The organism is Lacrimispora sp. BS-2, assembly GCF_040207125.1.
GTDB lineage: Bacteria > Bacillota > Clostridia > Lachnospirales > Lachnospiraceae > Lacrimispora.
Genome location: NZ_CP157940.1, coordinates 3,491,405 through 3,506,495, shown reverse-complemented (window position 1 = coordinate 3,506,495; position 15,091 = coordinate 3,491,405). Strand labels below are relative to the sequence as shown.

Here is a 15,091-nt window from a genome sequence, read left to right as displayed (position 1 = left end):
GAGGGAACGGCATGTATTTAGACAGCGAGCACTTTATAACAAGGGCTGAGGCGATTAATGCCTTAATGGCACGATGGACTCCGGACATTGCAACGGAAATTTTACCCTTGGAGCAATCGAAGGGCAGAATCTGCGCGCGGGATGTTTTTTCACAGAATACGCTGCCCGTATGCCGCAGTTCGCAGGCGGATGGCATTGCTGTACGCTTTGCAGATTTTATGAACGGTATTCCGGACACTTCTGTATGGAAAAAGGATCTGGATTATGCAATGGCAGATACCGGAGACGATTTTGCTGACGCTTTTGACACTGTTATTCAGGTGGAGGACCTTGTTTATAACGCTTCGGGCACATTTTCCATTGTACCCGAAGCACCAATTGTGCAAGGACAGCTGGTCAGTCCACAAGGTTCTATGCTGCGTTCCGGAGAACTTTTACTTAAAAAAGGGGATATTGTGCATCCCATGCAGCTATGCCTTTTGGCGGCAGGCGGTATCTCTGCGCTTGAGGTTGTAAAGCAGCCGGTGGTGGCTTATATTCCTACAGGAAACGAGCTGGTTCGCCCAGGGGAAAAGCCGCAGCGTGGACAGAATGTGGAAACCAATGGCTTGATGATCAGCGGATATATGGAGGAATGGGGGGCGGTTATCCGGACCTATCCCATTCTCCCTGACAATCGAAAGCTGCTGGATGAAACATTGACCGATGCGTTGCAAAATGCAGGCATTATCCTGATTAACGGGGGATCTTCCAAGGGCAGCGAAGACTATACGGTTCGGCTGCTGGAAAAGCGCAGCAGCTATCTGCAGCACGGCATAAAGTCCATTCCGGGAATTCCGGTTGCGTTGGCGATCGTAGACGGAAAGCCGGTTATCAACCTGCCAGGTCCGCCTTTCGCAGCGTTTTGCGCTTTGGATTGGTGTGTCCGCACATTGGTTTACCAGGCGCAAGGACGCACTATGCAGCCCCAGCAGAGGGTAAAGGCGGTTTTGCAGCAGGAGGTGCATAAACCTGCACCTTATGAGTTTTACCTGCGGTTAAAGGTATATAAGACTGCGGACGGATTCTATGCGGAGCCGCTGTCATGGGGCAGCCGGTTTGCACAGGCAATGAACTGCAATGCGCTAATGGTGATACCGGTAGGATCGGAGGGGCATCGCAAAGGCGATGTGATTGAGGCAGAGCTGCTGTATGAACTGCCGGATGATGACGAAAGGAGGAGTTAATGTGGAGCGCGGCCTTACTCCTGCAGAAGCGTTGGAATTGATGCAAAATGCACGAAATTTAAATCAGCCTGATGCCGCATTTGATCTTTTTCGGCGTGCATGTCAAAAAAGAAAGCAGATCCTCGGTGATCAACTATGGTGGACATCCGGTTCTGGTGGCATTTTTCCGTGCCATGTGGTTCCGCGCTGTTCTTATTGCAGCTTCTTTACGGAAGATCATTTTCCAATGGACGCTCTTTTAAGAGGATTGGAACTGATTGAAGATATGGGTATCCGGCAATTTCATATCAGTGGGGGAACCGATTTAAACGGCGGTTTTGAGGAACCGCTTCTTGCGATGGTGAGGACAATCCGCGACCATTCCAACCTGGAGCTTGAAGTGAATCTGGGGCCTTCTTTTTCCGAACAAACAGTTCTTGAACTAAAGCGCTTAGGGGTAGAGAGTGTTACCAGTTCACTGGAATGCACCAATCCTGAAATATTTAGTGCTGTAAAGCCCGGTGACAGCCTCCCCAGGCGTCAGAAGCTTCTTGAAATCTGCGAGGAGCTTGAAATGCCCAGCCGCACTATGATGCTGGTAGGGCTGGGAGAAAGGGATGCAGACCGAATTGCCCAACTGTTTTATCTTAAACAGTTTAACAGGCTGTATCAGTTAAGGATCTCCCGTTTCATGCCTTTTGCGGGAACGGCGCTTCAAGCACATCCACGTTGCTCACCGTGGGAAACCGCTCTTGTAACTGCAATTGCAAGGTTAATTTTGCCCGGCCGGGAAATCAGCCTTGCGGCGGGCAACAGCCCGGAGGACATTCCGCTATGGTATTTGGCCGGAGGGGGAAATCAGCTGCTGGGCGTTTCCATTACAAAGCGGGCGCCAAAAGCATCTTCCGAGGTTATTGTGCATGAAATCGGAAACCATATATATGTTGTAGACAAAAGAAAAGAAATCGAACGCATACTCGAAGGAATGCTATTAAAGATTTAGAAACTGCTGATATGTTTTTAAATAAAACGATGTAAAGGTGTATCTTATGGGAAATATTTTGTTAAAAGAAACTGCTGCACTTGTGCAAAACTGCCTGGGCAGTGATTTAGAAGCGATTACTGTAGAAAGAGCGGTATTCGGGCTGTTTTTTTCTGGAGTAAAGCTAAGCAATGGTATGGGAGGCTTGTGTTTCACTCCGGTTAAGGAAATCCCGGAGGCTGTGTGCTGTCCCAGTTCTGCGAAAGCAATGCCCTTATCCGGCAAGCTGAAGGGCCGCAGCCCAGCAGATTATCTATCTGATTTGGACCATTCCAATATTCTGCGAAAAACATTGGCAATTTCCACCTTGAATGCTCTGTCCGCTGCCTGTTGGCAAAGTGGAGCTGCAAAAGGGTATCAGCTTCAAACAGGGGTGGATGCCTTTGATGATGTGCAGATTCCTAAAGGAGGAAAGAGCGTAGTTGTGGGGGCTTTGGTTCCCATTTTGAAAAAGCTGATTGCCGCTGAGGCCGACTTTAAGGTACTTGAGATGGACAACCGTACTTTGAAAGGAAAAGAGCTTGAGCATTATGCACATCCGGAAGATGCATCAATCTATATTCCTGAGGCTGATCTTTTGGTTATTACAGGTGTTACTGTGCTCAACGACACCCTTCCGGATTTACTGAATATGATAAAGCCTGGTGCCCAGGTGATTGTCACAGGGCCAACTGCCAGCATGCTTCCGGATGCCTTTTTTCAGCGAGGGGTCACGACAATGGGCGGTGTTCTGGTTACTAAGCCGGATGAAGTGCTTGATATCATCAGTGAGGGTGGTTCGGGCTATCATTTCTTTGGAAAAAGTGCAGAACGGCTCATCATAAATAAAAGTTAATCCAGGGTCCCAAATTGATATTGGTACCATATTCCGTTAATAACTTCATCATAGAATAATTTATGTATTGTTATGATTTATTGGTTGATAGTTAGAATAATAGAAATTTGAGACCAATTTTATAATTGTCTGTGAGTACGAAACGATTCACACAATTTCCCAAATGTGTTAGCGATAGTCATTGGAATATTTAATAAAAAATAACTATTAAGAAGATCCTTCAGGCATTTAACTGCCTGAAGGATTTTAGCGTTACAGGAAGCATTATTTTAAGTTAAGGACGGTACAACTGGGGAAAAGGAAGATTAATCTGATTTTGATATAATAATAGTAAGCCAAAGTTTGACAAGGAATGATAAGAAAATGCTGTTTCAAAGAAAGCTATACCAAAAAACGATTGCACGCTATGGAATCAATCCACGGGAGGAATGTGTAAAACTACTGCACAGGAGAACTAAGGATGTGGATACATTTACTAGGAAGTAAAAGAGCTAAAAGAACTTAGTATAAAGCTAAAAGTTGGTTAAGGAAAAAGTTTCATGGATGATCTGCATGGTACGCTTTGCAGAGTAAAAAGGAGATTCACTCCTTGGTAAGTCATATCGAAAGGTATGGGTACCTCGCCTTATACGATGCCATATACTTACCATCTCCTAAATTCTTTATTAAAAGCAGTTTTATTATAAAATGAGGTTGTTTCAAAGAGTATCTGTTGACAAATAGTCTCAATTTCTTATGTTCAGCATAGTTCTAGCAGTTCAATACTGATACCGATAAGGGGCCTCTTCAATTACCCTATGGGTACGAGATGAAGTCCTCCAAAGGGGGAAGCAGCCATCATACATTTCGAAAGTCAGGCTGTATGCCAATTACCATACCAAAGCATGAGCCGATTAAAAAGGTATATGTACAGATGGTGAGAGAAATTGTTGAAAGTGAGATGCCAGACAATGAGAACAGTTGATGAATATATGAACCTACATTATAGAATGGAGATAATTGAGGACTCTGATGAAGGAGGATATGTTGTATCATTTCCAGACTTAAAGGGGTGTATAATCTGTGCAGATACTATTGAAAAGGCTATTGATAATGCAAAGGAAGCAAAAAGGGCCTGGCTGGAGGCTATGCTTGAAGATGGTAATGAGATACCGGAGCCAGATGATCTGGATAAATATTCCAGACAGTTTAAATTGAGAATACCTAAGTCATTGCATTGCCAGTTAGCGGAACATTCAAAGAGAGAAGGGATCAGCATGAACCAGTATTGTTTGTATCTTCTCGCCCAGAATGACAGGGTACGGAATTGAAAAAGGATTTATCAAAGCAAGGCAGGAACTTTCACCTCAAACAGATAAGCATCATGTAAAGTGAGAGCCTGCCCTGCATTACTGGTCGTAAATTGTCCCATACACATGATTTAAGGCTTGATTACTAGGATTATGAGTGATATACTGTATCCGTTGATGAGGGTTTAAAAAGAAAAAGGACTATCGGTTTTTTTACAAAACTGTGTAAAAACTGTGTAGTAACCAGTTCCTTAAAGCCATCATCAGTATAATAAGGCCGTGAAACCCTCGATTTTACAAGGAATTTCACATGACGACCGGTGTGTTCGAGACCTTCCACACCTAAAACAAAACTAAAGGAGAAATGAATATGCATTACAAAACTTCAGAAAAGACCTATTTTATGGTTTTTTCAGCGGCGATTGCTGCAGTCTACACTGTGCTGACCATGATTTTTGCACCTGTCAGCTTCGGCCCCATCCAGTTTAGGATCTCAGAGATTCTTTGCATTCTGCCATTTTTCACTCCGGCAGCAATTCCTGGATTGTTCATTGGGTGCTTTCTGTCAAATTTATTATGCGGAGCAGCTACCTTGGATGTGATTTTCGGAAGCCTTGCAACTCTGATCGGAGCTATCGGTTCCTATAAGCTTCGGAAAAACAGATGGCTGGTATGCCTCCCGCCGATTTTGGCAAATACCATTATCATCCCATGGGTTCTACGGTATGCTTACGGCTCAGAGGATATCATCTGGTACGCTATGCTTACGGTTGGAGCAGGGGAAGTTCTGGTGATTGGAGTTCTTGGAAACATACTGCTTGGCGTGCTGAACAGCTACAGGCATGTAATATTCGGGCGTTTTATGTCAGATAAATAATAGTCTCTGGAATTATACGGTGCCGCAGCATAGCTCCATGTATTGAAAAGCTACTTTTGAGCTTGTTCAGGTGTTTTGTAATTAGCAGCCTGAATAAGCTTTCTTTGTTATAAATAGAAGAAGAATTCTATAAAAGAATTATTACAGAGAGTGTTTTCTTCCCTCATATCACAGAAATTAAAAGGCAGGTTACAATCAATATATTAATTTTATCTAAATGTAAAAAAAGTTACCAAAATGTAACTGTCTTCGTTTATAATTATAACATAACATAAGGATGATGGTGGAAATTATGTCAAAAGGAAGAGTGAGTGTAGTTCGCGGTACCGACCGGTATATTACCGTGGCAGTGGATGAATGCAACGATTGGAGTATTAAGGGGGTTATGTTTCATTGCGATGAATCTCAGGGAATTCAATACGGCAGTATGCTGGAGATGATTTTAAATATGGACCGTATATTTGATTCCATGGGTTGTCCAAAGCAGACATTTCAAATGCGTCATTTTCCCGGGACCAATCTTCCAGATTTTGCAACGAGGATCAGTAAGGAGGAAGAACGAAAAGGAAAACGGAATACTTTCCGTATATATGTGCAATATCGTTACCACGCCAGCTGGCAGGGGCTGATCCACTGGGAGGAAGGAGACCGGCAGGAGCCGTTTGAAAGCACGCTTCAATTAGTACTTATAATGAACAAGATGCTGGGAAGAGATTTCCAGATGGGACAGGAGGGGGAATCATTGAATACCTTCCATGTAGCTATAGATGCTTATGATTCCGGGCGGATTCTGGGAAACTATCAAAATATACCTGCTGATTTAACAGAACGGCACGAAGCCATGGCTGATCTTGCAGGAACCCTGGGGAATTTTATGAAAGTCAGGGTTTTAAAGGAAAAAATTCCAAAATATGGAATGCAATACGGACGTATGATTTCCAATGAGGTTTGTTCTATGTGCAGGAGAGGCGGGCAAAAGGCAACCTTTTCAATTAAAATAATGTTTCGTGAGCATTCTACATGGCAGGGTGTTATTTACTGGCGGGAAGGCAGGGTGGAACAGTCCTTTAGGAGCTTTAAGGAAATGCTTTACCTGATGGTATCTGCAGTGGTAATTCCGGGGGAAGGCAGTGGTAACCTTGAGGAAGAGGTGACGCCGATTGCTCTGGGATCATAAGGACTGTGTCATAAAGTGCACTTTACAGAACATAAAATCTGTAAGGTGCATTTTTTGGATTGTAATTATATTGTAGATTTTCTCGGTGCTTTCTTATATAATAAAGAAGAAAGCAGTTGCCTTTACGGAAGAAAAGCGGTAAAAGTAAAGGAAGGCATTATTTATTACAGAAAACAAAATTAAGGATGGAAAAAGCATGTATCAAATTGATTTTCATAAACCAGAGGCAATTCATTTTATTGGAATAGGCGGAATCAGCATGAGCGGGCTGGCAGAAATTCTCATTGATGAGGGATTTACCGTTACCGGGTCAGATTCCCAGAAGTCAGAGCTGACACGGCATTTAGAGACAAAGGGTGCAGCAATCGCATATGGCCAGCGGGCAGAGAATATTAAAGAAGGAATTGACGTGGTCGTCTATACCGCCGCCGTTCATCCCGATAATCCGGAATTTGCACAGGCCAAAGAAAAAGGACTTCCAATACTCAGCCGTGCAGAACTTCTTGGACAGATGATGAAAAATTATGAGAACTCCATAGCCGTATCCGGAACCCACGGAAAGACCACCACCACATCTATGATCACTGAGATTCTTTTGGCAGCTGAAACGGACCCCACCATATCGGTAGGCGGAATTTTAAATTCCATTGGCGGCAATATCCGGGTGGGTGGTCCCAGGCTGTTTGTAACAGAAGCCTGTGAATATACCAATAGTTTTCTCTCCTTTTTCCCCACCATGGAGGTAATTCTGAACATAGAGGCTGATCATCTGGATTTCTTTAAAGATATTAAGGATATCCGTCATTCCTTCCGCCTGTTTGCTGAAAAGCTTCCTCAAACCGGCTCTCTGGTGATTAACAACGACATAGACAGCAGGGAAGAGATCACACAGGGACTGCCATGCAACGTGATCACATTTGGCAAGAAGCCGGGAAGCAGATATCAGGCCGAAGCCATCCGTTTTGACGAATTGGCAAGAGCTACTTATGATTTAAAGGTGGACGGAAATGTTGTGGATACTGTAACACTTGGCGTTCCGGGAGAGCATAATGTGTATAATTCTCTGGCAGCTGCGGCAGTCTGTACAGAGCTGGGAATTTCTGTAGAACTGATTAAAAAGGGTTTGAAGCGCTTTACCGGCACCAACCGGCGTTTTGAAAAAAAGGGAGAGCTGTCCGGTATCACCATAATTGATGATTACGCCCACCATCCTCAGGAAATCAAGGCGACTCTTGAAACGGCAAAGCACTATCCTCATCAGAAGCTGTGGGTGGCATTCCAGCCCCATACCTATACCAGGACAAAGGCATTTCTGGACGAATTTGCAGAGGCCCTGTCCCTGGCGGACGAGGTGATCCTGACGGACATCTATGCGGCCCGCGAAGCAGACGATTTAGGCATCAGCTCTAAGGATATTGCGGAGAGAATCGAGAAAAGAGGAGTAAAATGCCATTATATTTCATCCTTTGATGAGATTGAGACATTTATTTTGGAAAATTGTATACACGGTGATTTGTTGATAACTATGGGGGCCGGAGACATAGTAAAAGTGGGGGAAAAGCTTTTAGGCTTATAGTTATCCACATTATCCACATAGTTTTCAACATTTTATGTTAAGAAGCTATGTGGATTTTTTAATTTACATAATTTATATTCTTACAATTTACAAAATCTCGGTTTTATCAGCAAATCGACATGATTCGGTGGAGAAATCCTAATTATGTATACTTGGTTTCCACATTATCCACATTATCCACAATTCATTTAGTGGATAACTGCCCCTATTTTCTTTTGCTGGGAGCTGTGGTATGATATTCACGAAGGCAATGAGCAGTGCGAAATAGGACATGACAAGATTTTCGTTGTGCTTGCACATAAGAAAATCTTGTCATGGCCTATTTCATAGGGGCGAATGCCCGTGAGCGAGAGAAGCCTGCGGCTTCTCTCGCTGCACTGCGGACTGGCGTTACAAAAAAGGTGAGGTTATGTCATTGAATATTAAAAGCAGTTTCAAGATCAACGTTACGGTGATTTCCAATGAGTTCATTGATGAACATATGGCTGCCGCCAATGGAGAATATATAAAAGAATACTTATATTTGATGCGCCATGAAGGGGAAGAAATCACCGTTTCCATGATTGCGGATGCGTTAAACCATACGGAAGCGGATGTAGCCCGGGCTTTATCCTATTGGAAGAATGCCGGAGCCCTTAAAGAGTGCACACCAATAAAACAGACTGTATCCCCAGCGGCATCTGAGACAGCCTGTTCCGGAATAACCCCAGAGAAACAAGCGCCCCCCCCATCCCCTGTCCCCCGTACGGTCTATTCGCCCGAAAAGATAAGCGGTCTTGCCGGAGATGAGGACTTTTCCCAGCTTCTTTATATTGCCCAGAAATACATGAATAAGGTATTCACCCAAAGGGAGTGCGAGGTGTTCGCCTATCTATATGACGGCCTGCACATGCCTGCTGAGCTTTTAGAATATGTGGTAGAATACTGTGTGCAGGGCGGGCACAGCAGCATCCGTTATATTGAAACAGTAGCTATCAGTTGGCATGAAAAAGGGTTCCGGACCGTGGATGATGCCAAGAGCTATGCTCTTACCTTTACCAAGGATTCCTTTGCTGTCATGAAAGCCTTTGGATTAAATGACAGGAAGCCGGGAGATATGGAGAGGGATTTTATAGATAGATGGTTCCGTGCCTATGGATTTACCAGGGAGCTGGTGATTGAAGCCTGTAACAGGACCCTGGCAGCCACCCATGCACCCAGTTTCCAGTATGCGGACAAGATATTGGAGAGCTGGAAAAAAGCCGGGGTTCGCTCCATGGAAGAGGTCAGGAAACAGGATGAACAGTATGCGGGCCGCATGAGGAACGGAGAGCAGAAGTCAGGAAAAAGCGGAGAAAATAAACAGGTTCAAAACCAAAAGGGAAAAAAGGGACAGAACCAGTTTCAGAATTTCCCTCAAAGGGAGATTGATTATGATGCACTTGTTCTAAGGCAATTAACGGAGCGGCAGTAGTTTACATAAGGCAGCAGGAGAAATGGAGGTAATTATGGCGCTGAGCAATTCACAGTACGATGCTATCATGCGGGCATATGGGCAGCAACAGTTTAAGAACCGCCATGAACAGGAGGAGAGGATTGCGGAAGTATACCGTAAGATTCCGGTCATTAAAGAGCTTGATGATTTCATCAGCACCAGTGCGGTGACCAGTGCGCGCAGACTGCTTGACGGGGACAAGGGAGCCCTTAAGGACTTAAGAAGTGAAATTGCAGACTTGAGAGAACAGAAGAGTGTTCTTTTAAAGGCGGCCGGGTTTTCGGCAGATTATATGGAGATGCGGTACCGGTGTCCGGATTGTAAGGATACCGGATACGCAGATGGGATCAAGTGTCACTGTTTCCGCCAGTCTGAAATGAAATATCTTTATGCCCAGTCAAACATTGAACAGATTATTGCGGTGGAAAATTTCAACACTTTCTCTTATGACTACTTTGATGATACCAGGGTGGTCCCCATTCTTAACAGGACTGTCAGACAGTATATGGGACAGGTTGTGGAGACCTGTAAGAACTTTGTAAAGGGATTTACCACGGAACATGGAAACCTGCTGTTTACGGGTCCTACCGGAGTCGGTAAGACGTTCCTTACCAACTGCATTGCAAAGGAGCTGATTGACCGGTATTATTCCGTAATATATTTATCGGCCAATGATCTGTTTGAGGTATTTTCCAAAAACCGGTTCGATTACCAGGATGAAGAGGATATGAAAGGGATGTACCAGTATATTCTGGACTGTGACCTTCTGATCATAGATGATTTGGGGACAGAACTTAATAACAGCTTTACATCTTCAGAATTGTTTTACTGTATCAACGAACGGCTTAATTCTTCCAGGGCCACCATTATTTCCACCAACCATCCCATGAATGAGCTCAGGGACCGGTATACGGAACGAGTGACCTCCAGGCTGATCAGCCGCTATACGGTGATTCCTCTGTATGGAGATGATATTCGTATCAGAAAAAAAGAAAAACGAGCCAGGTAGCTAAAAATCCAGGAGGCCCTTTTGTGCAGTCGGACTCCTGGATTCTTTATGTTCTTTTGGGCTGTCAGAGACTGGCAAGCCGTTCAAAAAGTCTGTTGATATCTACCTGGCCATATCCCCAAATATTATTAGGATAAACATTGGTGCTGCTGCGCGTTGCACTGCTTATTAAGAGACGGTTCACATTATTACCGGTCATTCGGGGATAATTACCTCTGACAATCGCCCATTCAAACACCATGGCAACCATTCCTGCTGTATGGGCCGCCGCAGCTCCGGTACCTGTTACGGATCCATACTGGCTTCTGGGGACCGCACAGGTGAGCTGGTTGCCAGGTGCAGCCAGGTCAGGCTTGATCTCGCCGATTCTTGTATAGCCTCTGCCGGATTCCGGCAGGATGCTGTTATTCGTATCGTCATAAGCGGCCACCGTCAGCTGATGCCTTCCATTTCCCGGAGCGGTTATGGTGGTATCAGGATTTGAATTGAGAAAATACGTTTCTCTTGAGATAAGGTCTCCGGAAGGCAGCCAGGAATGGAAAGAGAAGGGTTCGCTTTCAATGTTCTGTACCCGCAAGTACCAGATTCCGGGCAGGAGGTTGTTAAAACGCAGCAGGATGAGCTGATCTCCGTTTCCCTCCTCAAATAAGATGTTGTTAACGTAGATGGTAGTCTGGTTAAATATGAAACTGAACCGTCTGCATTGGTTGAAGGTAGGAAAAACCGGCTGGGTGGATTCCCGGTTGGGAGAAGAGATATCTATGGAAAGCCTTGCCGGAGCGTATGACCAGATCTCCATGGAAAACATAGTATCACTGCTCCCCACTCTTAACTCAAAATCATTGTAATAGGGGGCTGCATTCGTAGCATTAAAATAATGTCTCTGATGGTTTGCTTCATTGCCGGCGGAAACGCACACTCCGATTCCAGGCAGTAGTGTGAGGTAATCGATGTAGTTGTCAATGGCTCCTCTGCCGTCATGGCCTCCCTGGCTGCTTCCTAATGCAATGCATATCACAAGGGGGCGGTTATACTGCTGCGAAATCGTGGCCGCATAACGGATGCCGAGAATGATATCGGATTCCTGATAGCAGAGAGCATTTTCCGGGGCAAAGAAGATCCTCTTTATATTTTGTTTTGCTTCTTTCAGTTTAACGACTACAAGATCAGCCTGTGGTACCACACCGCTGAAAGCTTCGGCATCATTTGGGGTACCGGCCAAAACGCTGGCTATGGCAGTTCCGTGACCGATAGGATCTGTTGTGGGGACAAGGGATAAAGGGTCTTCTGAGCTTAAGGCCGCATTGATCTGCTCCCTGCTGTATTCGGAACCGAATGTAAAGGTATCGGGAATCGTACCGGTTTGCTCTGTCTGGTCCCACATAGAGAGGATACGGGTGGTTCCGTCATTATATTTAAATGCGGGATGCTGGTAGTCGATTCCGGTATCAATGACAGCCACCAGGACTCCTCTGCCAAACAGGGACAGGTAAGGGTTTCTCTGAACGGTGGATATGCCGGATTTTTCCAGGCTCGTAGTTGAGGTAAGCGTATAGAGAAAGGGGAAACTGTTATAGGGATGACGGCCTAAATCACAGGGATCTACGGTGCTGACAGGTACATGCAGAAGAGAATCCCTTATATTTAAAAAAGTGATATTATTTCCAGTATCATAGGAAGGAGCCAGGGTATTACTGATAATTAAGTCATAATAATTATTATCCAAGATTTTTAACAAGATTAATCCTCCCTGTATTTAATGGGTACATGATACATTTTATGCGGAAAAACGTCTATTATGAAGATCACCTGGAGTATTGCTGGGAATTCAAAGCTCAGTCTGCAAGGCCGGTTTTTTATTTGGAAAGGCGTTAGAGAAAAGGTTTGGCTTCAAACGTAAGAAATTAGCAGTTGCATCAAGTGTGCCTAACAGTTACAATGAAATATAAAGAGTCTTAATCGCATCGATTAACTTGACTATTTTCGTACATAATGTTATAAAAGAACCGTTGCATTGTATTAGGATACGTTGGAGGAGAAAAGAATGCTTTACGAAGAAAAAACGATAGAAACCATTCCGGTAGGTCCGCTGGGTTTGATACCGTTAAAAAGTTGCAAGGAGCTGGGAGATAAGGTCAATGATTACCTGGTGGCATGGAGACAGGAGCGGGAGAGTGAGCACAAGTCTACCATCGCTTTTTCGGGCTATCAGAGAGATTCCTATATTATCGGAGCCAGCACGCCAAGGTTTGGAACTGGCGAAGCAAAGGGTACCCTGCAGGAATCCGTGCGGGGCGATGATCTTTATTTCATGGTGGATGTGTGTAATTACAGCCTTACCTATTCCCTTTGCGGGATGACCAATCACATGTCACCTGATGACCACTTCCAGGATTTGAAGCGCCTTATTGCTGCGTCAGCAGGAAAGGCACGCCGCATCAATGTGATTATGCCTTTCTTATATGAGAGCAGGCAGCATAAGAGGTCCAGCAGAGAATCCTTAGACTGCGCACTGGCACTTCGGGAGCTGGTGAATATGGGAGTTGAGAACATCATTACCTTTGATGCCCATGACCCGAGAGTGCAGAATGCCATTCCTTTAAAGGGTTTTGAGACTGTTCAGCCTATTTATCAGTTTATTAAATACTTACTGAAGGAAGAGAAGGAACTGGATATTGACAGCGAGCACATGATGGTCATCAGCCCGGATGAGGGTGGCATGGGACGTGCTGTGTTCTTTGCCAATGTTCTTGGCCTTGACATGGGTATGTTTTATAAGCGCAGGGATTATACTCAGATCGTTAACGGACGCAATCCCATTGTTGCCCATGAATTTTTGGGAAGCAGCGTAGAAGGCAAAGACGTGATCATTGTTGACGATATGATTTCTTCCGGTGAAAGCATGCTGGATGTAGCCAAGGAGCTTAAAAGAAGAAAAGCCAGGAAAGTATTCGTTTGTTCCACCTTTGGACTTTTTACCAACGGTCTTGCAAAGTTTGATGAATATTATGAGAATGGATTTATTGACAGGATCCTCACAACCAACCTGGTTTATCAGACTCCTGATCTTCTGTCCCGGCCATACTACATCAATGTTGATATGAGTAAGTACATTGCGCTGATCATCGATAATTTAAACCATGACGCCTCCTTAAGCGAGCTTTTAAATCCGACTAACAGAATTAACCGGCTTTTAGAACGCTACCGCGCAGGCGACAGGTAGAGCAGGGCATATGGAAAAATTATCGAAGCAGAAGCTGGTCTTAGTGGGCCTTACACTTTTCTCCATGTTTTTTGGGGCGGGAAATCTTATTTTTCCGCCCTATTTGGGTGCATCTGCGGGAACTAATACCTGGATTGCCATGGCAGGCTTTGCGGTGACTGCCATTGGATTTCCGGTTCTTGGCGTGGTTGCAGTGGCCAGGTCCGGCGGCCTTGATAAGCTGGCCGGTCATGTTCACCCCAGATTTGCATTTATTTTTACATTGCTCATTTATCTGTCCATAGGACCGTGTCTTGCCATTCCAAGAACAGCCAGCACGTCCTTTGAGATGGCAGTGGTTCCCTTTTTAAAGGCAGGAGGCTCAGGTGCGCTGACCCAGTTCCTTTATTCTGCCGTATTCTTTGCCATTGCCTTTGTTGTGGCTTTAAAACCGGACAAGCTGACAGACCGGTTGGGTAAGATACTGACTCCCTGCCTTTTGGTTCTGATCGTGGTGATATTTGCAGGCTGCATGATCCATCCGGCAGGCTCCTACGGGATTCCGGCAAAGTCCTATGGGTCCAATCCCTTTGTAAAAGGATTTTTAGAGGGGTATCTGACCATGGATACTATTGCTGCCCTGAATTTTGGAATTATTATCTCTTTGAATGTTCGGGCAATGGGAGTCAAACAGGAGGCCTCAGTGGTCAGAGAGACTATTCATGCGGGTTTTATCGCAGGAGGCGTCCTTCTTCTCGTATACAGCGCTCTGGCCCATGTAGGAGCCATTACAGGCGGTACACTGGGGATCGGGGAGAACGGCGCTCAGACGTTAAACCAGGCGGTACGTTTTTTGTATGGAAATGTGGGGCTTGTGATGCTTGCCGTTATTTTCTTTATTGCCTGTTTAAATACCTGTATCGGCCTTATCAGCTGCTGCAGCAGGTATTTCTGTACCATTGTACCAAAGGTGGGATATCGCACCTGGGCGCTTCTTTTTGCACTGGTGAGTCTGGTGATCTCCAATATTGGCCTTAACAGGATTCTGGAAGTCTCAGTTCCGGTGCTGAATGCGATCTACCCTGTATCCATTGTCCTCATCCTGCTGTCCTTTGGTTTCCCGGATGGAAGAAAGTGGAGGGCTGTATATGTCTGCTCCATTGGACTCACTGGAATTGCCAGTGTGCTTTTGTCCCTGGAACAGGCGGGCCTTGGCTTTTTAAATACCGGGCTTTCCATGCTTCCCTTTTATGATATAGGGCTTGGCTGGATCGGACCTGCCATTGCAGGGCTTCTGGCTGGGGTTTTAGCCGGTCTATCCGGTAACGGGAACAAGATATAGGGGTTAATAGGAAAAATACTGTCATGAGCCGGATAAGCGGCATGACAGTATTTTTTTATTGAA

At 45.0% G+C, this 15,091-nt stretch carries 12 protein-coding genes and 1 pseudogene; 12 read left to right on the top strand and 1 reads right to left on the bottom strand.

Annotated elements, in window-relative coordinates; translation table 11 throughout:
• Positions 1-11 precede the first annotated feature (11 nt).
• From ABFV83_RS16535 to ABFV83_RS16490, 10 genes and pseudogenes are all read left to right on the top strand, one after another.
• Positions 12-1,226 (top strand): molybdopterin molybdotransferase MoeA, encoded by a 1,215-nt coding sequence (locus ABFV83_RS16535; RefSeq protein ID WP_349945352.1) that lies wholly within the window; start codon positions 12-14, stop codon positions 1,224-1,226.
• Positions 1,192-2,208, top strand: a complete 1,017-nt coding sequence (locus ABFV83_RS16530; RefSeq protein WP_349945350.1) for a radical SAM protein — start codon at positions 1,192-1,194, stop codon at positions 2,206-2,208. The genes ABFV83_RS16535 and ABFV83_RS16530 overlap by 35 nt, the downstream gene beginning before the upstream one ends.
• Positions 2,209-2,254: 46 nt before the next feature.
• Entirely contained in the window at positions 2,255-3,082 is an 828-nt protein-coding gene (locus ABFV83_RS16525) for a DUF364 domain-containing protein (RefSeq protein ID WP_349945348.1), read from the top strand.
• 796 nt (positions 3,083-3,878) lie between these two features.
• Positions 3,879-4,046, top strand: a pseudogene (locus tag ABFV83_RS16520) (toxin HicA); the annotation flags it as partial.
• A complete protein-coding gene (locus ABFV83_RS16515; RefSeq protein WP_349945347.1) occupies positions 4,033-4,392 on the top strand; it encodes a type II toxin-antitoxin system HicB family antitoxin in 360 nt (119 codons plus the stop codon). The pseudogene ABFV83_RS16520 and the gene ABFV83_RS16515, both read left to right, overlap by 14 nt.
• 349 nt (positions 4,393-4,741) lie before the next feature.
• The gene (locus ABFV83_RS16510) at positions 4,742-5,248 is read left to right on the top strand and encodes a QueT transporter family protein (protein WP_349945345.1); all 507 of its coding nucleotides are present in this window, start codon (positions 4,742-4,744) and stop codon (positions 5,246-5,248) included.
• 292 nt (positions 5,249-5,540) lie between these two features.
• Complete coding sequence (locus tag ABFV83_RS16505) at positions 5,541-6,425, top strand: hypothetical protein (RefSeq protein ID WP_349945343.1); 885 nt, start codon at positions 5,541-5,543, stop codon at positions 6,423-6,425.
• Positions 6,426-6,621: 196 nt separating this feature from the next.
• Positions 6,622-8,001 carry a UDP-N-acetylmuramate--L-alanine ligase gene (murC, locus tag ABFV83_RS16500; RefSeq protein WP_349945341.1) on the top strand — a complete coding sequence of 460 codons (1,380 nt, stop codon included), beginning with the start codon at positions 6,622-6,624 and terminating at the stop codon, positions 7,999-8,001.
• Positions 8,002-8,410: 409 nt separating this feature from the next.
• Positions 8,411-9,454: a DnaD domain protein gene (locus ABFV83_RS16495; RefSeq protein WP_349945340.1), complete on the top strand. Its 1,044-nt coding sequence runs from the start codon at positions 8,411-8,413 to the stop codon at positions 9,452-9,454.
• A 34-nt stretch (positions 9,455-9,488) separates the two neighbouring features.
• On the top strand, positions 9,489-10,484 hold the full coding sequence (locus tag ABFV83_RS16490) for an ATP-binding protein (protein ID WP_349945338.1): 996 nt from the start codon (positions 9,489-9,491) through the stop codon (positions 10,482-10,484).
• A gap of 64 nt (positions 10,485-10,548) precedes the next feature.
• On the opposite strand, the gene ABFV83_RS16485 is transcribed toward ABFV83_RS16490, so the two are convergent.
• Positions 10,549-12,222 (bottom strand): S8 family peptidase, encoded by a 1,674-nt coding sequence (locus tag ABFV83_RS16485; RefSeq protein WP_349945336.1) that lies wholly within the window; start codon positions 12,220-12,222, stop codon positions 10,549-10,551.
• Between the two features lie 306 nt (positions 12,223-12,528).
• Here ABFV83_RS16485 and ABFV83_RS16480 point away from each other — a divergent pair, with 306 nt between their 5' ends.
• Positions 12,529-13,707 carry a ribose-phosphate pyrophosphokinase gene (locus ABFV83_RS16480; protein ID WP_349945335.1) on the top strand — a complete coding sequence of 393 codons (1,179 nt, stop codon included), beginning with the start codon at positions 12,529-12,531 and terminating at the stop codon, positions 13,705-13,707.
• Positions 13,708-13,717: 10 nt separating this feature from the next.
• Positions 13,718-15,028 carry a branched-chain amino acid transport system II carrier protein gene (brnQ, locus tag ABFV83_RS16475; protein WP_349945334.1) on the top strand — a complete coding sequence of 437 codons (1,311 nt, stop codon included), beginning with the start codon at positions 13,718-13,720 and terminating at the stop codon, positions 15,026-15,028.
• The last annotated feature ends 63 nt before the right edge of the window (positions 15,029-15,091 follow it).